We start from the raw sequence: 20,464 nt of genomic DNA on the forward strand, positions 1-20,464 counted from the left end.
GGGTTCCGTCGTCGTCGACCGGAGACCTTTCACCGATGTCCGAAGACGTGGTGCAGCACACCCGCCCCGGCCCCGCGGCCCCGCCCGACCAGGAGAGAGCGCGGGCGAAGCGGGTCTCGCGGGACCCCTACTTCGACAACGCGAAGTACCTCACCATCGTCCTGGTGGCCTGCGGCCACGCGTGGGAGCCGCTGACGTACGGCAGCCGGACCGCGACGGCCGCGTATCTGACCGTCTACGCGTTCCACATGCCGGCCTTCGCCCTGATCTCCGGATACTTCTCGCGGAGCTTCGACATGGCGCCCGGCCGGCTGAGGCGGCTGATGACGGGGGTGGTCCTGCCGTACGTCGTGTTCGAGACGGCGTACACGCTGTTCTACCGGTGGGCGCAGGACGACCCGGGATATCCGCTGAGCCTGCTGGACCCCTGGTACGTGATGTGGTTCCTGGTCGCGCTCTTCATCTGGCGGCTGACCACGCCCCTGTGGCTGATGCTGCGACACCCGCTGCCCGTCGCGCTGGGTCTGGCGATGCTGGCGGCGGTCTCACCGGATCTCGGGGGCGACGTCTCCATCCAGCGCGTGCTGGGCTTCCTGCCGTTCTTCGTGCTGGGTCTCACCCTGCGGGCCGAGCACTTCGAGCGGCTGCGGACCCGCCGGGTACGCCTGATCCTGCTCCCGGTCGGTCTGGGGGCGTTCGTGGCGGCGTACCGGGTGGCGCCCTGGTTCGACGCGGGCTGGTTCTACCACCGGGGCAGCGTCACCGGCCAGGGCGTGTCCCGTTGGACGGGTCTGCTGACCACGCCCGCCCTCTTCTGTCTGGCGGTGCTGCTGACGGCCTGCTTCCTGGCCTGGGTGCCGCGTCGGCAGCTGTGGTTCACGGCGCTGGGCGCGGGCACGATGTACGGCTATCTGCTGCACGGCTTCGTGATCAAGTGGGCGCGCTTCCGGGACTGGTACGCCGTGGAGTGGCTGCACACCCCGCTCGGGCAGCTCACGGTGACGGCCGTGGCGGTCGGCGGTATCACTCTCCTGTGCACCGCGCCCGTGCGGGCCGCGCTCCGCTGTGTCGTCGAACCACGCATGGAGTGGGCGTTCAAGAAGGGCGACGCCGCCCCGCCGGCCAGGACCAAGGACACCACTCCCCCGGCGAGCACGGCGGAGAGGTCTCCCCCGGCCGGGGGAGAGGAGACCTCTCCCCCGGCAGGGACGGGCAACGCCACCCCGTCGCCTAGCCGAGCTCCAGAGTCGTGACGCCGAAGACGCGCTCCGCCGCGTGCGGCCGGATCGGGCCGGTGTACATGCGGGCCGTCTCGAAGGACGGTGTGAGCCCGTACTCCTCGACCAGCGCGACGGCGGCCCTGTTCGGCTCCGGCACGTCGATGGCCAGCTCGCGGCCCGCGGCCTCGGCGGCCAGTCCGGCGAAGAGCGCGCGGGCGTCCGCGGCGGTGTCGGCGAACAGGGGGCCGATCCGCAGGGCGTCCCGGCCGGGGCGGATGACGCCGTAGCCGGTGAGCCGCCCGTCGACGACCCGCGCGAGGGCCCGATGTCCGTCGGCGGTCAGCCAGTGCTCCAGGAAGCGGGGGCGGTCGGCCGGGTGGCAGGCGTTGTCGTACGCCGTGAGGGACGCGGGGTCCTCGACGGGCCGGACACCGTCGGGCACGGCCGCACCGGACACGACGCCCGAGTACCGGAAGGTGCGATGGGCGGGCCCGAAACCGGACTGCCGGTAGTTGTCCTGCTGGGCGACCACACCGTCGAGGCCGACGGTGCGGTCGCCGGCGTGAGCGAGTGCGGTCTTCCAGGTGGTGAGGCCGTGGCCATGGCCGCGCACATCCGGGCGGACCAGGTAGAAGCCGAGGAAGGCGTAGTCGTCGCCGTAGGTGACGACGGAGACGGACGAGACCGGTTCCCCGTCGATCCGGCCGATGAAGAAGCCCTCGGGGTCCTGCGCGAAGAAGCACTCCCGGTCCGAGAGCCCCGGGTTCCAGCCCTCGTCCCCCGCCCATCGGGCGACCACCGCCCAGTCGTCGAGCGTGGCCCGGGTGACGACGAGGTCCTGATGCCCCGGAGAGGTCATCTCTGCGCTCCTTCGCTGACGTCGCGAGTGCGCGGCCGCCGGGCGGCCGCGGGGGTGCGGTGGTCGGCCGCACCCCCGCTGCATCCTCGCCGAAGCCCGATCACGTCCGCGACGCCGGAAACGGCCGACCTCTGCGGGCGTCCGGCCGGTCCGACGGTCCGGTTCACGCGTACGAGCGACCCGCCCACAGCCGTCGTAGGGCATGGGCGCGGCGCAGGGTACGGCACGTTCGTCCGGTCCGCCCGCTGGGAGGCGTGGCCGCGAGGGGCCGCCTATGGTGATCCGGGGGTTGTCCCCGGTCGCCCCGGCCGGGTGTCCCTGGAGGCACGCATGCGGTCCACGCACAGACGGCGCCCGCTCGCCGGAGCCACGGTCGCGGTGCTGGCCCTGCTGGGGGCCGGGCTGCCGACCACGGTGGCGGGCGCCGACAAGAAGCAGGACGACACGCAGGCCGATCTGACCCGCTTCTACCGCCAGAAGATCAAGTGGTCGAAGTGCGAGGGCACGGAGATGCCCAAGGATCTGCGGTGCGGCAAGGTCACCGTGCCGCTCGACTACACCCGGCCCAAGGCCGGCACCCTCGACCTGGCCATGGCCCGCTACCGGGGCACCGGCGACCCGCGCGGCTCGCTGCTGCTGAACTTCGGCGGCCCCGGCGGCCCGGGGGTCCCCGAGCTCGCCTACGGCGGCGCGGACTTCATGGACCTCACCAACGCCTACGACCTGGTCTCCTTCGATCCGCGCGGCGTGGGCCGCTCCTCCCCCGTGAGCTGCGGCGACGGCACCGACGAGGCACTGGAGGCGACCGACGACGGGGACGACGCGAACAACCCGCAGACCGCGCTCAAGCAGCTGCGGCGGGCCGCCGCCGCGTGCAGGAAGAACTCCGGCCCCGTGCTCCCGTACATAGGCACCCTCAACGCCTCACGCGACCTGGACGTGATGCGCGCCGCCCTGGGGGACAAGAAACTCAACTACCTCGGCTTCTCCTACGGGACCCGGCTCGGCGCGGTGTACGCGGCGCAGTTCCCCGAGAAGGTGGGCCGGATGGTCCTCGACGGGGTGGACACCCTCACCGAACCGCTGAGCGAGCAGGGTCTGGTGGGTGCCGCGGGCCAGCAGACCGCGCTGGAGGACTACCTCGACGCATGCACCGAGGAGCTGACGTGCCCGTTCGGACAGGACTCCCGCTCGGCCCGTGAGCAGGTCGTCGCGCTGGTCCACTCGCTGGACGAGTACCCCGTGCCGTCGGACTTCGGGCAGGACTTCACGGGCCAGGACCTGGTGGGCGCCATCAGTCACGCCCTCTACAGCGAACAGATGTGGCCCCTGCTCACGCAGGCGCTCAACATGCTCGTCCACGACGGCGACACCCGGGGCGTCATCGCGCTCACGGGCGGCGGCTTCGCCCCGCCGAGCGTCCCGTACCGCTCCCCCTCGGCCCCCTCCCGCCCGCACGAGCCTTCCGAGCCCAGTACGTCCGGCACACCGACTCCGCACGCCGGCCTCGTCGACGTCGAGAAGGTCCCGCTGGACAACCTTCCCGCCGCGCTCATGGCGATCAACTGCGCCGACGACCCCGACCGGCCCACCGCCAAGAAGATCACCGACAACCTGGAGGACCTGCGCGCGGCCTACGAGGAGGCCTCCCCCGTGTTCGGTCCGTACCGGCTCGCCCAGGTGCTGATGTGCTACGGCCGTCCGGCGGGCACCGACTTCATCCGCGACGAGGTGCGGGACGTCGACACTCCGAAGATGCTGCTCGTGGGCACCCGGGGCGACCCGGCCACCCCCTACCGCTGGACCGTGGAGACGGCGAAGCGGCTCGGCTCCTCGGCCGTCGTCCTCGACAACAAGGGCAAGGGGCACACCGGGTACGGATCGTCGAAGTGCGTGAACGAGAAGGTCGACGACTTTCTGCTGTTCGGAACGCTGCCGGACCACGGAAGTTCCTGCGGAGCCGACGATTGAGCATCGGGCGTGTAACACGCACGGGTTCGGTACAACCACGCGCGCACCCCGCGCGTCAAACTGGGCAGACGTCACCTTTGTGCGTGCCGTACCCGTACGTGACCAAAACTGGGGGATTCCACCGATGCGTATTCGTTCCTTCCTCACCGGCTCGACCGTGGCCGCCGCCGGCGCCGCGCTGCTCCTCGCCGCCGCCCCGCAGGGTCTGGCCGCCCAGCCCGCCGCACCCGCCGCGAAGACCCCGGTCTGCAAGGCGAAGGTCCTCAAGCTGGGGGCCAAGCAGTCGAAGGACGCGCGGGTCGTGCACATCAGCGTCAAGAACACCGGCACCCGCACCTGCACGATCGACCGCCTTCCCGTCGTCACCTTCGGCGACCTCGACGGGGCGGCCCTGCCGGTGCCCTCGGGCGAGAGCGGTCCGTACAAGGTCGGCGCGGGCAAGACGGTCTACGCGGCGGTCCGTACGATCGCCGACCTCAAGGACCCCGAGGCGCGTCGCGTCGGCACGATCACCGTGTCGGCCAATCCCAACCTCAACGGCCGGACGTTCACCGCGAAGCAGCTGGGTTCGAGCAAGAAGATCAAGGTCTGGGAGCCGGTGACGACCTGGTGGAAGCCGTCCAAGGCCGCCGCCGACAAGGCGCTGGAGAACGAAGTCGGCTGACCTCCGCAGCGGCCGCGCGGCACCGATGAGCCCGTCGGCGCGCACCTTCACCGGTGCGCACCGGCGGGCTCGCTCCCTGTCCTGCGCGGACCGCCGCAGCCGCGCGCACCGGGGCCGGATTACCCCAAATGCCCGACACGCGAATCGGTCCTATCGTGAAGTCATGGAGCATGCCCTCAGTTCCGCGACCCTCACCGAACTGCGCCGCCCGCGGCCCTACCCCGCGGTGTCGGTGCTGACACCGACCCACCGCAGGGAACCCGAGAACGCCCAGGATCCGGTCCGGCTGCGCAATGTGGTGGCCGAGGCGAAGAAGCGACTGGAGCGTGACCCCGCGGTCACCCGGGAACGGCGCAACGACGTCGTCCGACAGCTGGACCAGGCGCTGGCCGAGGTGGACCTGACACACGCCGAGGACGGACTGGTGATCTTCGCGGCCCCCGGTGAGCACCGGGTCTGGTCGCTGGCCCGTCCGGTACCGGAGCGTGTGGTGCTCTCGGACACCTTCCTCACCCGGAACCTGGTGGCCGCGCAGGCCGCCGAGCGGCCGTTCTGGGTGCTCTCGGTCTCCTCCGACCGGGTCACCCTGTGGAACGGCGCCGGCGACCGCGTCACCGAGGCGCACACGGGCGGATTCCCGCTGACCAGGGAGCGCGACAACTTCGACGCCGAACGCCAGGAGCGGACCGGCGACCTGCCGTCCACCTTCCGCGACGAGGACACCCGCCACTTCCTGCGCGACGCCGACACCGCGCTGGCCCGGGTGCTGCGCGCGCAGCAAGGGCCCCTCTATGTCACCGGGGAGACGGCGGCACTGTCCCTGCTCGACGAGATCGGCACGGTGACCAAGGACGCCATCCACATCCCGCACGGCGGTCTGGCGCACGGCACCCCGGACGCCGTGTGGCAGGCGGTCCGGCCCCTGGTCGCCGCCGAGGACCGCCGGAACGTCGACACCGTGGCCCGGCAGCTCGAAACGGCGCGCGGCCACAAGGCGTTCGCGGGCAGCGTCGACGAGATCTGGCAGAACGCGCAGCAGGGCCGCATCCAGCTCCTGGCCGTCGAGGAGAACTACCGGACGGTGGTCCGGGCCGACGGTGACAGCGGGGGCGGAGGGGGCGGCCACCTCGTGCCGGCCGAGAGCGGCGACCTCCACGTCCGCGAGGACATCGTGGACGAGATCGTCGAACGGTGTCTGGACACCGGCGCCGAGGTCCGCTTCGTCCCCGACGGCACACTCGGCGACGCCCGGGGCATCGCGGGCGTCCTGCGCTACTGAGCCGGGCCCGCGCGCACCGAGGTACCGGCCGGCCGGGGGTCAGACACCGCCGAGAAGCGACGTCAGGCCCCGGTCGAGCGCCGGGCCCAGCTCCTCTCTTCCAGCGGCGACGACGGCGTAGCTGCGCAGCAGGAAGCGCTGGAGGGCCGCCTTCTCGAACCGGAGCAGGGCCGTGCCGTACGGGGAGTGCAGTTCGACAACCGTGCGGAAGCGGCCGCAGGGCCAGATCTGCACGTCGCCGGCGCCGGCGGGCGCCTGCACCCCCTTCTCCAGCAGGTCACGGGAGAAGGTCCAGGTCACCATCGAACCGTTGAGGGAGATGTCGGCCGGGAAGTCGAGGTGCACGGCCAGCGGATCGTCGGAGGAATAGCGCAGGCTCGCGGGCACCGGGACCTCCCGGTCCTCGGCGGTGACGAGGAGCGCGCGGGCGGGCTGTTCCAGCGTGACGGTCATGAACGGTCTCCGTTTCGGGTGAAGCTCTTCCTGCGATGCGGGCCGGCCGATGCGCCGACGTGCCTTCTCGACCTCGCGGAGGGCTTTCGCATGACGCGGCTTCCTGGATTCACTCCTGTGACCCATATCACTCCCACCCAGGCTCCGGATGCGCCCGGAGGTGCCGGTGCGGCCGGACGCGCACAGGCCCGCTCCATGGAATCGAGCGGGCTCGTACATATGCCCCTCGAACACGGGAATGAAAGACAGGTGAAGGCGGTCGACGGTCCGTCAAGTCGCGTACGATTCCTACGACTTGGACCCCCGGGACGCGTACCGCCCCGCAGTGGACAACCCCAACTGCAAGGACGGTGGCATATGCCAGAAGCACCACCGCATCGTGTCTTGCCAAATCCCTTACAGCGCGTCGCGGCCTGTGCAACAGTCGTAATCGGCCCTTACGTCAGCGTTGGTCGTACCGTCCCCCATCGGAGTACGTGATGCCGTCCCATCTCTCTGCGGATCGCCCCGCCGCCCAGCCGCCCCAGCGGGGCACGGTCGACGCGCTCATCTCGCAGACGCGGCGGCTGCGTGGCGACGTGGACGCCGTCCGGCGCGACGCGCCCGCCGACGAAGAGGACCCCGAGGTCCGCTGGCAGCGGGCACTCTGCGATCTGGCGCTGCACCAACTCAGCGACCTCGACGACCACTTGGCCCAGCTGCGGGACGGCCCGGCCCTGCCGCCGGCCCCCGCGCCCACGGCGGGCCCCCCGGTCGCGCAACCCCCCAAGCCCCGGCCGGCCTCACTGCTCAGCCGGGTCGGCAGCGCCGAGTGGAACCTGCTGACGGACGAGGCCAGCTGGTCCGGGGAGCTGTATCAGATCCTCGGCCGCGACCCGGCCGCGCCGCCACTCACCCTCGACGAACTGCCGTCGCTGGTGCTCGACGAGGACCGGCCGAAGCTGACCGCGATGGTCACGGACTGTCTGATCGACGCCAAGCGCATCGACGGGGAGTTCCGCATCGTGCTCCCCGACGGCGGGACGCGCACCGTGCACATGATGGGCGAGCCCGTGCTCGACGACGACGGCGGCACGGCCTCGATGTGGGCCGTCCTGCGCGACGTCAGCGAACTGCGGCGCAGCCAGCGGGCGGAGAGCGAGACCCGTGACTCGCTGCACCGCCAGCGGCACATCGCGCAGACCGAGCACCGGATCGCGGTCGAGCTGCAGGAGGCCGTGCTGCCGCCTTGGCGCGGCTCCCTGCGGCTCCCGCAACAGGGCCCCGAGAAACTGGACCTGGCGGCCCACTATCTGCCCTGTTCGACCAGCGCGCTGATCGGTGGCGACTGGTACGACGCCCTCGAACTGCCGGACGGTGAAAGCCTGTTGAGCGTCGGTGACCTCACCGGGCACGGCGTCACCGTCACCTCGGGCATGGCCATGCTGATCGGCGCGCTGCGCGGTATGGCGATGGCGGGCACCGAGCCGGGCCGGCTGATGGCCTGCCTCAACCAGTTACTGGACACCACCGTGCAACCGGCCCTCGGCAGCGCCGTCTGCTGCCGCTACCGGCCGGCGACCCGCACCCTCGTGTGGGCGCAGGCAGGGCACCCCGCCCCGCTGCTGTTCCGCGACGGGACGGGGCGCGTGCTGACATCGCCGGACGGCGTCCTGCTGGGAGCGACCTCGGGTGCCGTGTACGGGCAGGCCGAAGTGACGCTCGAACAGGGCGACCTGCTGCTCCTGCACACCGATGGACTGGTCCCCCGGCGGGGAGGAGAGGCAGCCGTGCAGCGGCTGTTGGACCTGGCCCCACGGTTCGGCGAGGCGCGTACGGCCCAGGAGTGTGTACGGACGGTGGTGGAGGAGTTCGGCGAGGCGGAGCGGGCGGACGACGCCTGCGTGCTTGTCGCCAGGGTCAGCTCCTGACGGCCCGAGGGCCGTTTCCCGGCGGTCACGCCGGCGCGATGCCGCCCTTGTTCTTCGACTGGGGCTTGGGCAGGGCGAGTTTGAGCTCCTCCCGCAGTTCCTTGATCTTCGGATAGCTGGAGTACTGACCGGTGAGCCGGTACATCTCACGCAGGCGGTCCCAGGTGCGGTGGGAGGAGTTGGAGCCCATCGACATCAGGGCGAGACGGGCGTACCGGTCCGCCTGCTCGGGGTCGTCGGCGATGAAGCAGGCCGAGGCCATGGAGAGGAAGTCGAAGATCTTCGACCGCTGGCGGCCGTCGACACGCAGGGCCAGGGCCTTCTCCGCGTAGTGCTGGGCCTGTTTGGCCGCGGCCGGGTCGTGCTCCGCGAGGGTGCGGTAGGCCAGGGCCTGCATGCCGTAGAGGTCCTCCTCCTTGAACATCTGCATCCAACTGGGCGGCGGCACGTCGGCCCGGTCGGAGACGAACAGGTCCTCGGCCCGGCCCAGGGTGCGGCGCATGGCCTGCCCCTTGCCCATGGAGGCCTGTGCCCAGGCCTCGACGGTGTGGAGCATCGCCTTGGTGCGCGGCAGTACCTGCTCGCCGGAACCGGACTGGGCGAGCTTCATGAGGTCGAGCGCCTCGTCGGGCCTGCCGAGGTGCACCAGTTGCCGGGCCGCCCGGGAGAGGGCCTCGCCGGCACGGGGCCGGTCACCGCCCTCCCTGGCGGCGTGGGCGGCGATGATGAAGTACTTCTGGGCGGTGGGTTCGAGGCCGATGTCGTGCGACATCCAGCCCGCGAGGACGGCGAGGTTGGCGGCGACGCCCCACAGGCGCCGCTGGAGATGTTCGGGGTGGCGGTAGGAGAGCATGCCTCCCACCTCGTTGAGCTGTCCCACGACAGCCTTGCGTTGCAGCCCGCCGCCACGGGCCGCGTCCCAGGCCCGGAACACCTCGACCGAGCGCTCCAGTTCCTCGATCTCCTGCGACCCGATGGGGGCGGCCTCGTAGCGGTCGAACCCAGCGGGGTCGGCGTGCAGGGGGTTGTCGAGGTCGGGGGCGTCGGCCGCCAGGGCCGGATCGGTGTGCAGCCAGTCGTGCATGGCGCTGCTGAGTGCGGATCCCGCGGTGAGCGCGACGCCCGCACCCACCAAGCCGCGTCGGTTGAGCATGAGGTCCATTCCCGTGAATTCGGTGAGGACCGCAGCAGTCCGTTCGGGCGCCCACGGCACACCGTCGGGATGTTCCACACTCCCGCCGCCCGGCCGTTTTCCCGTACGCCCGTGCCGGACCAGACCGAGGTCCTCGATGGTCACGACACGGCCGAGACGCTCGGTGAACAGGGCCGCCAGCACCCGCGGCACGGGATCGCGCGGGATCTCTCCCATGTCGATCCACCGCCGCACCCGCGAGGTGTCGGTCGCCAGCTGGGGGTGGCCCATGGCCGCCGCCTGCCGGTTGACCAGTCTCGCGAGCTCTCCCTTGGACCAGCCGGCCAGGCCGAACAGGTCTGCGAGTCGGTTGTTGGGTTGTCCGCTCACGTCAAGCCCCCAGGTTCTCGGCTGAGTTGAATGTAGCCCGCTGTCAGTTGCACGGGGACTATTCGCCAGGCTTCGCCAGGGTGCGCTACATGGTGTGCCACGGCCCATCCGGTGTCAGGTAGGAAAGCGCCACCCCGACCCGGTCGCCCGAAGGACACTCCCCAGGGTGCACTTCGGCCGCCGGGGCGGGTAGCGCGTGACCTCGTCGGCACACGAAGGGATCTGTCTTCCCCCATGTACGCAGCATCGTCCTCCGTGTCCGCTCCTCCCCGGTCGCTGCACCCCCGCCAGCCGGGCAGCGGCGGCCCCTACCTCGACCCCACCCGTACGACGGCCCCGGTACTCGGTGGCGGCCGGACGCGGCGTGTGCCGGGGCTCGGCACCCAACCGCTCAGCGGGAGACTCGACCTGTCCGGCCCCCAGGGCGCGCAGCTGCGCACGGCGATCGCCTCGGTGCATCGCATCTGCCCGGAGTTCGCTCCGGTCCAGGTGCTGCGCCGCAGCGGCCGCTCGGTGCTGCTCGTCGGTACGACAGGGCGCAGCACGGCCGTCGCCAAGTGTTTACTGGACCACTCCTCCATCTGGGAGGAGCGGCTCCGGCACGAAATAGCCGCATACCGCTCGTTCGTCCGGCACCGCCCCCCGGTGCGGGCGCCTAGGCTGATCGCGGCGGATCCGGACAACTGCACCTTGGTCATCGAGCGGATGCCGGGCCGGGTGGCCGCCCTGCAGCGGCATCCGGTGGAGGCGCCGCCGCGCGCCGACATCCGGGCGGCGCTCGGCGCGATCTGCCGGCTGAACGCATGGCGGCCCCCGACGGGGACGTTCGACGCCCCGCTCAACTACGCGGAGCGGATCTCCCGGTTCCACGAGCTGGGTCTGCTCACCGACCGGGACATGGGCGATCTGCAGAAGCTCCTGCACGGCATCGCGCACGCGTCGGGCCGTCAGGGCATGGGCCAGTTCTGTCACGGCGACGCCCTCCTGTCGAACATCCTCCTCTCACCGGCCGGTCCAGTGCTGGTGGACTGGGAACACGCGGGGTGGTATCTGCCGGGGTACGACCTGGCGACGCTGTGGGCGGTGCTCGGGGACGCGCCGGTGGCACGGCGGCAGATCAGCCAACTGGCGCAGTCGGCGGGCCCGGCCTCGCGGGACGCGTTCCTGGTGAACCTGATGCTCGTACTGACCCGTGAGATCCGTACCTACGAGACGGCCGTACAGCGTTCGATGCACGACTCGACCCCGGCGGCTCCGGGCCCGGCCCACCCGGCTGCTGCGCCGGTCGGCGAGGAACAGCGGCTGCTGCTCAGGCGGCTGCACGACGACTGCCAGTTGGCCCGCAAAGCCGTACGGGCGGCGGTCGGCACTCGCTGAGGGGATGGGAAGGTCCGCAGTGTGTCCTGGCACGAGGGGCACATCGCGGACCTTCGTCATGTCGGCAAACCTTCGCCAAGTCGGCGGCCTGCGTCACGGCAGGAGGCCTCCGCCGCGGCCGGACCCGGCAATCACCGGGTAACCAGCCTCCTGAAGGCATGATTGACGGATCGTCGGCCGACCGATAGCACTGGTGCCGTTCGGTCCCGCATGCCCCGCCAACGCCCCACCGTGCCAGGAGGCCGCCTTGCGAGGATCCCCCACCGACCGCAGACCCACCCCGCACCTCGGACGTACGCGCAGAACGGCGTTCGCCGCAGCCCCCGCGGTCCTGCTGCTGCCCCTGCTGGGCGCGGCTCCGCCCGACAGCCGGCCGTCGTCTGCCTCGGCTCGTCTGCAGGGCGCCTTCGCAGCCGCGGCCGCCGAGTACGGCGTACCGCGCGACGTCCTGCTCGGCGTCTCGTATCTCCAGTCCCGCTGGGACGCCCACGGCGGCGCGCCGAGTGTCACCGGCGGCTACGGCCCCATGCACCTCACCGACGCGCGCACGGCTCTGGCCGATGCCCCGCACCACAGCGAGGGCACGGAGGACGCGCGCGGCGACGACTCCCGGGCGCCGCTGGTGGCCGAGGCGGACCTGCCCAAGGCCGCCGAACTCCCTTCCAGGCTAAGGACGTTGACGAGAGCGGCCGAGCTGACGGGGCTGCCCGAGGAGACCCTCCGTACGGACTCGGAGGCCAATGTCGCGGGCGGTGCCGCGCTGCTCGCCGCCGCGCAGCGGGAGCTCGGCGCGCGGCCGAGTGCCGATCCGGCCGACTGGTACGGGGCGGTGGCGCGTTTCTCGGGCGCCGACGACCGGGCGACCGCCGAGGCGTACGCGAACGACGTGTTCGCGGTGATCCGCGACGGCGCCCGGCGCGTCACGGATGCCGGCCAGCGGGTGACACTCACCGCCGAGCCGGACCTGGACCCCGGCACCGGGCAGTTGTCCCGGGCGGGGCTGCGCCCGGCGGCCGCGGGCGCCACGGAGTGCCCGACAACGGTGTCGTGCGAGTGGATCCCGGCGCCCTACGAGGAGTTCGGCGACAACGACTACGGCAACCACGACCTCGCCGACCGGCCGAACTCGCAGCCCATCCGGTACATCGTCGTCCACGACACCGAGGGCTACTGGGACACCACTCTCGAACTGGTCCAGGACCCGACGTATGTGTCGTGGCAGTATTCGCTGCGCTCCACGGACGGGCACATCGCCCAGCACATCAAGGCCAAGGACGTGGCCTGGCACGCCGGCAACTGGTATGTCAACGCGGGGTCGATCGGCCTGGAGCACGAGGGCTTCCTCGCCTCGCCGGACGCCTGGTACACCGAGGCGATGTACCGGGCGTCGGCGCGGCTGGTGAAGTACCTCTCCGACAAGCACGGCATCCCACTGGACCGGCAGCACATCCTCGGCCATGACACCGTGCCCGGCCCGACGACGGCGACGATTCCGGGGATGCACACCGACCCGGGCCCGTACTGGGACTGGCGGCACTACTTCGAGCTGCTGGGCGAGCCGTTGGGCGCGACGTCCGGCGAGAACAGCGCCATGGTCACGATCCTGCCGGACTACGCCGACAACCGGCCCGAGTTCACCGGTTGCGCGACCGGCGGTGCGCGCTGCGCGGTGCACGGCTCCAGCGCCGTACGGCTGTACAGCCGGCCGGATGTGACCTCGCCCCTGATCAAGGACATCGGGCTGCGGCCGGACGGCAGCGTCTCGACGATCGGGGTGAACGACCTCGGTTCACGGGTCTCCACCGGGCAGCAGTACGCGGTCGCCGAGCGGCAGGGCGACTGGACGGCGATCTGGTACCTGGGGCAGAAGGCCTGGTTCCAGAACCCTAAGGGGAAGCCGACGGCGGTCGGTGCGGCCGGACTGGTCGTGACGCCCCGGGAGGGCCTGGCGGACATCCCGGTGTACGGGCGCGCCTACCCGGAGGCGGCGGCGTACCCGGCGGGTGTGCCCGCACAGGCGGTGTCCCCGTGGCCGTACAAGCTCCTCAAGGACCAGAAGTACGTGACCGGCGGCCGGGTGCCCGGCGAGTACTACTACGCCGTCTCCTTCGACACGAGCGGACACCGGGTCGTGGTCGGTGAGGATCTGTACCACGAGATCCAGTTCGGGCACCGGGTGGCGTTCGTGCGGGCTGCGGACGTGCGGGTGCTGCCGGCCGCGTGAGGACGGCGCCGCCCCGGGACGCCCCGGGAACGAAGAAGGGCCGGGCGTGAGCCCGGCCCTTTCGTCTTCGTCTTCTTGTTCGTCCTCTTGCGCGCTCAGCCCTGCTGGAACAGCTCCGCCGGGAGCGGCTTGAGCAGCGCGTACAGGTCGTCGGTGATGGGGCGGTCCCAGGCGGCGATGGTCACCAGGACGTTGTCGCTGCGGTCGAACTGGACGCAGGAGATCCGGGACTCGGAGAGCTTGAGGCGGCGGACGATCAGGAGGTTGTCGCCCTGCATCACTGGCATGTCCTCGGAACCGACGACGGTGATGTCCTCCTCGTTCTCCAGCGCGATCAGCAGCTGGGCCACCTCGAAGGGGATCTCGCCGTCGGACACCTCGCGCGCCGGGGAGCCCTCCGGGAGGTTGCCGATGATCATCGCGGGGCCACGGCCGCCGTAGAGGTCGTAGCGCAGGAAGACGCCCTGGCAGCTGCCGTCGGGGGCGGGCAGCAGGCCGGCGCCGAGATTGCCCGGCCAGTCGCCCGGGTCCATGGCCAGTACGTCGAAGTCGGGACCGGCAGGAGTGGCGCTGCGGCGGCGGAGGAAGGACATGCCGCAATGGTACGGCGTGCCGTCCGGCGGTGGGGCCGAGGGAGCCGCGGGGGCAGGGGGCCTTCTTCGGGGCGGATGTCAGCTCGCCCTCCTCTTGTGCCGTTCGTGGTGGCGGGCGACGCGGGCGCGGTTGCCGCAGGACGGCCTGCACCATTCCTGGCGGGGGTGCTCCTTGAGGAAGTAGCGCACGCAGCGCGGTGCGTGGCAGGCGCGCAGCCGCTGCCGTTCGGGGCTCGCGAGGAAGGCGAGGGCGGCGCGGGCGAGCGCCGCGGTGAGCGGGTCCTCGCCGGTGGCGGGTTCGTGGCGTACGACGGGTTCGGCGCCGGGGCCCCAGGTGAGCACCGGGACGGTCGGGGCGAGGGCGGCGGCCTCGTTGAGGCGCGCCAGGGCCTCGGGGACGGGCAGCAGCCGGGCGGCGTCGGCCGGGCTGGGCTCGCCGGGGCTGACGGCGCGGGCGAACAGGGCCCGGACGGCTCCGCGCAGATCGCGTACGGCGGTGAGCGCGGCCTCGTCGGCGGCCGGCCCGTCGACGGCCGGCAGGAAGTCCGCGTGCGCCCGGATCCAGGTGGCGAGCCCCATGGGGTCGGTCAGGTCGTCGGTGACACCGCCGTCGCCGTCGTGGCGGACGGTCAGGGCGAGATCCAGGGCGAGCCGTGCGTCCGTACTGATCGAGTACTCCATGCCGCTAATGATAGGCGAGCTGTCATCCATTAAATCGAGCCGGGAGCGATGCGGGCAGGGAATTCCGGGCACTCGCATTCCCGTAGGAATTCTGGACAATTGGGGGTGAATTTTGGCACGGTGAGGCGAAGCTGCCCGTAAATCGAACACGTGGCCGATTCATTCTGGGGGTCCAGCCATGCCACCCGTGCACCTCGCACCGGATGTCGCCGCCTTCTACACCGCGCAGAGCGCGTTCACCGACCCGAACGACCTCGCCCCGCTCTACGCCGATCTCCCGCGCGATCCCGCTCGACTCGCCCGTGTGGCACGGGATCTGATGATTCATCGGGGCGAGGGTGAGACGTTCGGTTACGCCACCCCTCGGGAGCGGCTGCACAACGACGCCGAGACGCGCTACCTCGACGACATCCTGCGGATCGTCGTCGAGCGGAACGACGCGCCCCTGTCGCACCGCCGCGAGCCCGAGGACCGGTTCGTCGGGGTGTGCCGCGACTTCTCACTCCTGCACTGCTCGCTCCTGCGCCATACCGGAGTGCCCGCCCGGCTGCGGTCGGGCTTCGCCACCTATTTCGGCGACAACGGTTTCCACGGCGACCACGTGGTCACCGAGTACTGGGACCCGGCCCGGGGCTGGCTGCTCGCCGACGCGCAGTTGACGGACCCGCTGATCGTCGACGCCTGGAGCATCGACTTCGACCCGATGGACGTACCGCGCGACCGATTCCTCGTCGCGGGCAAGGCATGGCGAGCCATTCGGGAGGACGGGGCGGACCCCCGGTCGTTCGGCCTGCACCCGCCGGAGGAAGGGCCGCTGCACGGGGAGTGGTTCGTGGCCGGGAACGTCCGGCTCGATCTCGCGGACCTCAACAAGGTCGAGACGCTGCTGTGGGACATCTGGGGCACCGAGACCGAGGCCGGCCAGGAGCTCGTGGACCCGGTCCGCGAGCTGTACGACGAGGTCGCGCCGGTGGTGGGCGACGAGGTGGACTTCGGCGCGGCGCGTGAGCTGTTCGCGGGGCACGAGGGGCTGCGGACACCGCGGACCGTGCTGTCGCTGGCGCCGTACAACGGTCCGCGCGAGGTCACCCTCCGCTGACCGGTCCACCGCCGGACAGTACCGGGCCCGGTTCGGTCGCTCCGGACCCCCGAACTCTCTCACCCCCTCTCTGTCGGTGGGCGCCGCCGGTCTCCGGCCGCCCACCGACACCCCGTGTACGGCCCCCTCAGGTCAGGTCGAACTCGCCCTCGCGGGCCCCCGACACGAAGGCGCCCCATTCGGCGGGGGTGAAGATCAGCGAGGGGCTCTCGGGGCTGCCGCTGTTGCGCATGGCGATGAAACCCTCGACAAAGGCGATCTGGACATCTCCGCGCCCCTGGCTGCTCGACCGCCAGTCCGCGTTGCTCAGGTCCAGTTCCGCCGGTTTGTGCCAGCCGTCGAGGGATCGCTGCTGCATGGTGGTCTCGGCCACGTCCGTGCTCCTCCCGGTTCGTCGTCCGCCCGCCAGACTAGCGATCGACCCCCACCGCCGACAGGCCACGTGAGGGGGAGGTTCACGAGGTGGGCGGCTCCGCGCCCACCAGCCACATCGAGAAGAACTGCGATCCGCCGCCGTAGGCGTGCCCGAGCACGCGGCGGGCGCCCTCCACCTGGTGTTCTCCCGCGAGGCCCCGCACCTGCAGCGCCGCCTCCGCGAAGCGGATCATGCCGGAGGCGCCGATGGGATTGGTGGACAGGACCCCGCCGGACATGTCGACCGGAAGATCTCCGTCCAGCTCGGTGACACCGGACTCGGTGAGCTTCCAGCCCTCTCCCTCCGCGGCGAAGCCGAGGTTCTCCAGCCACATCGGCTCGTACCAGGAGAACGGCACGTACATCTCCACCGCGTCGATCTCCCGGCGCGGATCCGCGATGCCCGCCTGCCGGTACACGTCCGCCGCGCAGTCCCGTCCCGCGCGCGGCGACACACTGTCCTTCCCCGCGAAGAGCGTCGGCTCGCTGCGCATGGCGCCGCCGTGCATCCACGCGGCGGGCCGGGGCGACCGGGCGGCCCCCGCCCGGTCGGTGAGGACCATCGCGACGGCCCCGTCGGAGGACGGGCAGGTCTCCGAGTAACGGATCGGGTCCCACAGCATGGGTGAGGCCTGGACCTTCTCCAGCGTGATGTCGTGCTCGTGGAGATGGGCGTACGGGTTCTTCAGCGCGTTGCGGCGGTTCTTGTACGCCACCAGGGAACCGACCGTGTCGGGGGCGCCGCTGCGCCGCATGTACGCCCGCACGTGCGGGGCGAAGAAGCCTCCGGCGCCGGCCAGCAGCGGCTGCTGGAACGGGATCGGCAGGGACAGGCCCCACATGGCGTTCGACTCGGACTGCTTCTCGAAGGCGAGGGTCAGCACCGTGCCGTGGACGCGGGCGGCGACCAGGCTCGCGGCGACCAGCGCGGTCGATCCGCCGACCGAGCCCGCCGTGTGCACCCGCATCATGGGCTTGCCGACGGCGCCGAGCGCGTCGGCGAGGTACAGCTCGGGCATCATGACGCCCTCGAAGAAGTCGGGCGCCTTGCCGATGACGACGGCCTCGATGTCGGCCCACGTCAACTCGGCGTCGTCGAGGGCCCGTCGGGCGGCCTCGCGAACGAGCCCGGCGATCGACACGTCCCGGCGGGCCGCCACGTGCTTGGTCTGGCCGACGCCTACGACGGCCACGGGCTCCTTGCTCATCGGGGATCCCCTTCGAGTACGGCGACCAGGTTCTGCTGCAGACAGGGGCCGGACGTGGCGTGGGCCAGTGCCCGGTCGGACTCGCCCCGATGGATGCGGGCGGCGGCCTCGCCGATCCGGACGAGCCCGGCGGCCATGATCGGGTTGGCTGCCAGGGCGCCGCCCGACGGATTGACACGCACACGGTCGTCGAGTCCCAGCACCTCGCGCAGGATCACCTCCTGCGAGCTGAACGGCGCGTGCAACTCGGCTGTGTCCACGGGCCGTTCGTACACGCCGGCCCGCTCGGCCGCCAGGCGGGTGGACGGCGAGTCGGTCAGATCGCGTACGCCGATGCCGTGCGCCTCGATGCGGTGGTCGATGCCCCGGATCCAGGCGGGCCGCTCGCACAGGTCACGGGCCCGCTCCCCCGCCGCGAGGATCACGGCGGCGGCCCCGTCGCCGATGGGCGGACAGTCCCCGGTGCGGAGCGGCCGAACGAGGTACTCCCCCTGCGGCACCGGACCCCGCAGCTGGGCGTGGGAGTTGGCGGTGGCGTCCGCGCGGCTGCGCGCCCCGACGGCCGCCAGCGCCGGTTCGTCCGTGGTGCCCGCGTCGATGAGCGCCTGGGCCTGGAGGGCGGCGAGGGCGACGGAGTCGGGCCACAGGGGGGCCACGTAGTAGGGGTCCAGTTGCCGGGTGAGGACGTCCCGTACGGAGCCGGGTGAGGACTTGCCGTACGAGTAGACGAGCGCGGTGTCGGCGTCCCCCGTCTGCAGTTTCACCCAGGCCTCGTACAGCGCCCATGCCCCGTCCATCTCGACGTGCGACTCGGAGATCGGCGGCCAGGCGCCCACACCGTCGAGGGCGAGGGTGAAGGAGAAGGCACGGCCGGCGAGGTAGTCGCTGGAGCCGGAGCAGGTGAAGTCGATGTCGGCGGTCCTGAGCCCGGTGCTCTCCATGACCGCGTGGAGCACCGGCATGAGCATCTCCACCTCGGAGACGTCGTCGCTGGTGCGCCGGTGGTCGGTCTGGGCGAAGGCGACTACGGCGATGTCACGTACGCCTGCGGCTCGTGGCGCCTCGCGCGTCATAGCGTCTCCTTGAACGTGTCGTAGTCCGCGTCGGGTTCGCCGGTGGGCCGGTAGTGGTCGGGGTAGCGGGCCCCTTCCGTCCACACCGGCTCCACGCGCAGCCCCATGCGCACCTGGTCGTAGGGGATGCCGGCGATACGGCCGTGCAGGGCGAGCCCGGCGCCGTCGAGGGCGATGTGGGCGTAGACGTACGGGACTTCGATGTCCAGGTTCTTCGCCTTGATGTTGACTATGCAGAACGTGGTGACCGTCCCCCCCGGCCCGACCTCCACCTGTTCGGCCGTGGCCACCCCGCAGGTCGGACAGGCACCCCTCGGCGGGACGTACACCTTCCGGCAGGAGGGGCAGCGTTCACCGACGGTGCGGCGGCCGCCCAGGGCGTTGATGTAACCGGTCTGGGCTCGGCCGGGCGAGTAGGTGTAGTCGAGGCGGGCGGGGGCGACGATGCCGGTGACCGGGTCGTCGAACTCGCCGCTGTGACCCGCCGGTTCCACCGCGTCCCCGTCGTGCGGCTCGAAGCAGGCGATGTCCGTGATGGCGCCGGACCGTTCCTCGGCCCAGCGGACGCGGACGCGCATGCCGGTGCGTACGGCTTCGGGACCCGGCACGTCCAGGGCGTGCAGGAGCGCGGTGTCGGCCCCGTCGAGCCGCACCAGCACCCAGGCGAAGGGGGTGTCGAGGGGCTGGTCACGGCGCGGGTCGTGGTTCCAGGCCCAGGTGGTCACGGTGCCGGTCGACGCGACCTCGACCAGATCGCGGATCTCCTCGGCCGTGACGGGGTCGTACTCGACGGGCGGGACCAGCACCCTGCCGTCGCCGGTGCGCACACCGAGGACGACCCGCTCACGAAGCCCGGTGAGGAAGGCGCCCTGAACGGGCCCCAGGGACCGGGTGAACGGGAACTCCACGGTGAGGGGTGCTTTGAGGATTGCCGACATCGAAGGTTGCCTCCTTCAGCAGAGGGGCACGGACACGCCCCGCTTTTCAGGGGCGCGGGGAACTGGGCGACCAGCCACGACCAACCCAGCCACAACACAACAGCGCCGAGCGCAACACCTACGCCCGCTTGTAGACAGGGGGCCGTTTCTCTGCGAACGCCCGAGCCCCTTCCCTGGCGTCATCGGTGTCGAAAACAGGCCAGCCCCGCTTCAGCTCGGCGGCCAGCCCCTCCGCTTCGGTCATCTCGGCCGTCTCGTACACGGACGCCTTGACCGCCTCCACGGCCAACGGCCCACACGCGTTGACCTGCTCAGCGATCTCCAAAGCCTTGGTCAGGGCCGCGCCGTCAGGCACGACATGCCCGATCAGCCCGATCCCGGCGGCCTCCCGCGCGCTGTACGGCCGCCCGGTAAGCAGCATCTCCAACGCGTGGGTGCGCGGAATCTGCCGCTGGAGGCGGACCGTGGAGCCGCCGATCGGGAAGAGCCCACGCTTGACCTCGAAGAGGCCGAAGGTCGCGGATTCGCCCGCGACCCGGATGTCGGTGCCCTGGAGAATCTCCGTGCCACCCGCGACGCAGTACCCCTCGACCGCGGCGATCACCGGCTTGCGCGGCCGGTGGTGGCGGAGCATCGCCTTCCAGTGCAGATCGGGGTCGGCCTTGAGCCGGTCCCGGTACTGCTGCCCCTCCATGCCCTTGCCCGCGAGGGCCTTGAGGTCCATGCCGGCGCAGAAGGCACCGCCGGCTCCCGTGAGGACGATCGAGCGGATCGCCTCGTCCTCGTCGGCCTCGACCCAGCCGTCGTACAGGCCGACGAGCATCGGCAGCGACAGCGCGTTCTTGGCCTCGGGCCTGTTGAGCGTGAGCACCAGTGTGGCGCCTTCGCGCCGCACGGTCAGGTGTTCCGTACCACCCATCGCTTCCTCCGTCCGGCAGAGCGAGCACGGGTTCCGTCTCCGGAACGAGAACAGGTTGCA

At 71.4% G+C, this 20,464-nt stretch carries 18 protein-coding genes; 8 read left to right on the forward strand and 10 right to left on the reverse strand.

Annotation, left to right across the window (positions count from 1 at the left end; genetic code table 11):
• Positions 1 to 35: 35 nt before the first annotated feature.
• Positions 36 to 1,253: an acyltransferase family protein gene (locus OG858_RS03000; RefSeq protein ID WP_319319790.1), complete on the forward strand. Its 1,218-nt coding sequence runs from the start codon at positions 36 to 38 to the stop codon at positions 1,251 to 1,253.
• Here the strand turns inward: OG858_RS03000 and OG858_RS03005 are convergent.
• A complete protein-coding gene (locus tag OG858_RS03005; protein ID WP_086752012.1) occupies positions 1,231 to 2,079 on the reverse strand; it encodes a GNAT family N-acetyltransferase in 849 nt (282 codons plus the stop codon). The genes OG858_RS03000 and OG858_RS03005 overlap by 23 nt on opposite strands.
• Positions 2,080 to 2,409: 330 nt before the next feature.
• On the opposite strand from OG858_RS03005, the gene OG858_RS03010 reads away from it, so the two are divergent.
• The 3 genes from OG858_RS03010 (at position 2,410) to OG858_RS03020 (ending at position 5,993) form a co-directional block, all read left to right on the forward strand.
• Entirely contained in the window at positions 2,410 to 4,050 is a 1,641-nt protein-coding gene (locus OG858_RS03010) for an alpha/beta hydrolase (RefSeq protein WP_328545162.1), read from the forward strand.
• A gap of 124 nt (positions 4,051 to 4,174) precedes the next feature.
• Positions 4,175 to 4,714 carry a DUF4232 domain-containing protein gene (locus OG858_RS03015; RefSeq protein ID WP_319321905.1) on the forward strand — a complete coding sequence of 180 codons (540 nt, stop codon included), beginning with the start codon at positions 4,175 to 4,177 and terminating at the stop codon, positions 4,712 to 4,714.
• Between the two features lie 163 nt (positions 4,715 to 4,877).
• Positions 4,878 to 5,993, forward strand: a complete 1,116-nt coding sequence (locus OG858_RS03020) for a baeRF3 domain-containing protein (RefSeq protein ID WP_319265360.1) — start codon at positions 4,878 to 4,880, stop codon at positions 5,991 to 5,993.
• Between the two features lie 39 nt (positions 5,994 to 6,032).
• On the opposite strand, the gene OG858_RS03025 is transcribed toward OG858_RS03020, so the two are convergent.
• Complete coding sequence (locus OG858_RS03025; RefSeq protein WP_037692087.1) at positions 6,033 to 6,446, reverse strand: SsgA family sporulation/cell division regulator; 414 nt, start codon at positions 6,444 to 6,446, stop codon at positions 6,033 to 6,035.
• Positions 6,447 to 6,925: 479 nt separating this feature from the next.
• On the opposite strand from OG858_RS03025, the gene OG858_RS03030 reads away from it, so the two are divergent.
• Entirely contained in the window at positions 6,926 to 8,356 is a 1,431-nt protein-coding gene (locus OG858_RS03030) for a PP2C family protein-serine/threonine phosphatase (RefSeq protein WP_319066174.1), read from the forward strand.
• Between the two features lie 25 nt (positions 8,357 to 8,381).
• Here the strand turns inward: OG858_RS03030 and OG858_RS03035 are convergent, their stop codons facing one another.
• Positions 8,382 to 9,878, reverse strand: a complete 1,497-nt coding sequence (locus OG858_RS03035; RefSeq protein ID WP_086749039.1) for a DNA-binding protein NsdB — start codon at positions 9,876 to 9,878, stop codon at positions 8,382 to 8,384.
• Between the two features lie 234 nt (positions 9,879 to 10,112).
• Between OG858_RS03035 and OG858_RS03040 the strand changes: the two genes are divergently transcribed.
• A complete protein-coding gene (locus OG858_RS03040; protein ID WP_086749040.1) occupies positions 10,113 to 11,255 on the forward strand; it encodes an aminoglycoside phosphotransferase family protein in 1,143 nt (380 codons plus the stop codon).
• A 247-nt stretch (positions 11,256 to 11,502) separates the two neighbouring features.
• Positions 11,503 to 13,479, forward strand: a complete 1,977-nt coding sequence (locus tag OG858_RS03045; RefSeq protein WP_086749041.1) for an N-acetylmuramoyl-L-alanine amidase — start codon at positions 11,503 to 11,505, stop codon at positions 13,477 to 13,479.
• 95 nt (positions 13,480 to 13,574) lie between these two features.
• On the opposite strand, the gene OG858_RS03050 is transcribed toward OG858_RS03045, so the two are convergent.
• Both OG858_RS03050 and OG858_RS03055 read right to left on the reverse strand, forming a co-directional pair.
• Positions 13,575 to 14,072 carry a hypothetical protein gene (locus tag OG858_RS03050; protein WP_037692078.1) on the reverse strand — a complete coding sequence of 166 codons (498 nt, stop codon included), beginning with the start codon at positions 14,070 to 14,072 and terminating at the stop codon, positions 13,575 to 13,577.
• 78 nt (positions 14,073 to 14,150) lie between these two features.
• Positions 14,151 to 14,753 (reverse strand): CGNR zinc finger domain-containing protein, encoded by a 603-nt coding sequence (locus OG858_RS03055; RefSeq protein WP_327743049.1) that lies wholly within the window; start codon positions 14,751 to 14,753, stop codon positions 14,151 to 14,153.
• A gap of 178 nt (positions 14,754 to 14,931) precedes the next feature.
• Here OG858_RS03055 and OG858_RS03060 point away from each other — a divergent pair, with 178 nt between their 5' ends.
• On the forward strand, positions 14,932 to 15,852 hold the full coding sequence (locus OG858_RS03060) for a transglutaminase-like domain-containing protein (RefSeq protein ID WP_319265374.1): 921 nt from the start codon (positions 14,932 to 14,934) through the stop codon (positions 15,850 to 15,852).
• Between the two features lie 127 nt (positions 15,853 to 15,979).
• Here OG858_RS03060 and OG858_RS03065 read toward each other — a convergent pair whose 3' ends face one another.
• The 5 genes from OG858_RS03065 to OG858_RS03085 all read right to left on the reverse strand — a co-directional run bounded on the left by OG858_RS03065 (position 15,980) and on the right by OG858_RS03085 (position 20,404).
• The gene (locus OG858_RS03065; protein WP_033526253.1) at positions 15,980 to 16,225 is read right to left on the reverse strand and encodes a DUF397 domain-containing protein; all 246 of its coding nucleotides are present in this window, start codon (positions 16,223 to 16,225) and stop codon (positions 15,980 to 15,982) included.
• 82 nt (positions 16,226 to 16,307) lie between these two features.
• Positions 16,308 to 17,474, reverse strand: coding sequence for a thiolase domain-containing protein (locus tag OG858_RS03070; protein ID WP_086752882.1), 1,167 nt, complete (start codon positions 17,472 to 17,474; stop codon positions 16,308 to 16,310).
• Positions 17,471 to 18,547 carry a thiolase domain-containing protein gene (locus OG858_RS03075; protein ID WP_086752884.1) on the reverse strand — a complete coding sequence of 359 codons (1,077 nt, stop codon included), beginning with the start codon at positions 18,545 to 18,547 and terminating at the stop codon, positions 17,471 to 17,473. The genes OG858_RS03070 and OG858_RS03075 overlap by 4 nt, the downstream gene beginning before the upstream one ends.
• A complete protein-coding gene (locus tag OG858_RS03080; protein WP_086752885.1) occupies positions 18,544 to 19,485 on the reverse strand; it encodes a Zn-ribbon domain-containing OB-fold protein in 942 nt (313 codons plus the stop codon). The genes OG858_RS03075 and OG858_RS03080 overlap by 4 nt, the downstream gene beginning before the upstream one ends.
• A gap of 118 nt (positions 19,486 to 19,603) precedes the next feature.
• The gene (locus OG858_RS03085) at positions 19,604 to 20,404 is read right to left on the reverse strand and encodes a crotonase/enoyl-CoA hydratase family protein (protein ID WP_328545161.1); all 801 of its coding nucleotides are present in this window, start codon (positions 20,402 to 20,404) and stop codon (positions 19,604 to 19,606) included.
• Positions 20,405 to 20,464 lie beyond the last annotated feature (60 nt).

Origin of the sequence: Streptomyces europaeiscabiei, from assembly GCF_036346855.1 — a bacterium.
Taxonomy (GTDB): domain Bacteria; phylum Actinomycetota; class Actinomycetes; order Streptomycetales; family Streptomycetaceae; genus Streptomyces; species Streptomyces europaeiscabiei.

Coding starts and splice junctions, on each gene's coding strand:
- OG858_RS03000 (WP_319319790.1), top strand. CDS start 36: ATGTCCGAAGACGTGGTGCAGCACACCCGCCCCGGCCCCGCGGCCCCG.
- OG858_RS03005 (WP_086752012.1), bottom strand. CDS start 2,079: ATGACCTCTCCGGGGCATCAGGACCTCGTCGTCACCCGGGCCACGCTC.
- OG858_RS03010 (WP_328545162.1), top strand. CDS start 2,410: ATGCGGTCCACGCACAGACGGCGCCCGCTCGCCGGAGCCACGGTCGCG.
- OG858_RS03015 (WP_319321905.1), top strand. CDS start 4,175: ATGCGTATTCGTTCCTTCCTCACCGGCTCGACCGTGGCCGCCGCCGGC.
- OG858_RS03020 (WP_319265360.1), top strand. CDS start 4,878: ATGGAGCATGCCCTCAGTTCCGCGACCCTCACCGAACTGCGCCGCCCG.
- OG858_RS03025 (WP_037692087.1), bottom strand. CDS start 6,446: ATGACCGTCACGCTGGAACAGCCCGCCCGCGCGCTCCTCGTCACCGCC.
- OG858_RS03030 (WP_319066174.1), top strand. CDS start 6,926: ATGCCGTCCCATCTCTCTGCGGATCGCCCCGCCGCCCAGCCGCCCCAG.
- OG858_RS03040 (WP_086749040.1), top strand. CDS start 10,113: ATGTACGCAGCATCGTCCTCCGTGTCCGCTCCTCCCCGGTCGCTGCAC.
- OG858_RS03050 (WP_037692078.1), bottom strand. CDS start 14,072: ATGTCCTTCCTCCGCCGCCGCAGCGCCACTCCTGCCGGTCCCGACTTC.
- OG858_RS03055 (WP_327743049.1), bottom strand. CDS start 14,753: ATGGAGTACTCGATCAGTACGGACGCACGGCTCGCCCTGGATCTCGCC.
- OG858_RS03060 (WP_319265374.1), top strand. CDS start 14,932: ATGCCACCCGTGCACCTCGCACCGGATGTCGCCGCCTTCTACACCGCG.
- OG858_RS03070 (WP_086752882.1), bottom strand. CDS start 17,474: ATGAGCAAGGAGCCCGTGGCCGTCGTAGGCGTCGGCCAGACCAAGCAC.
- OG858_RS03075 (WP_086752884.1), bottom strand. CDS start 18,547: ATGACGCGCGAGGCGCCACGAGCCGCAGGCGTACGTGACATCGCCGTA.
- OG858_RS03080 (WP_086752885.1), bottom strand. CDS start 19,485: ATGTCGGCAATCCTCAAAGCACCCCTCACCGTGGAGTTCCCGTTCACC.
- OG858_RS03085 (WP_328545161.1), bottom strand. CDS start 20,404: ATGGGTGGTACGGAACACCTGACCGTGCGGCGCGAAGGCGCCACACTG.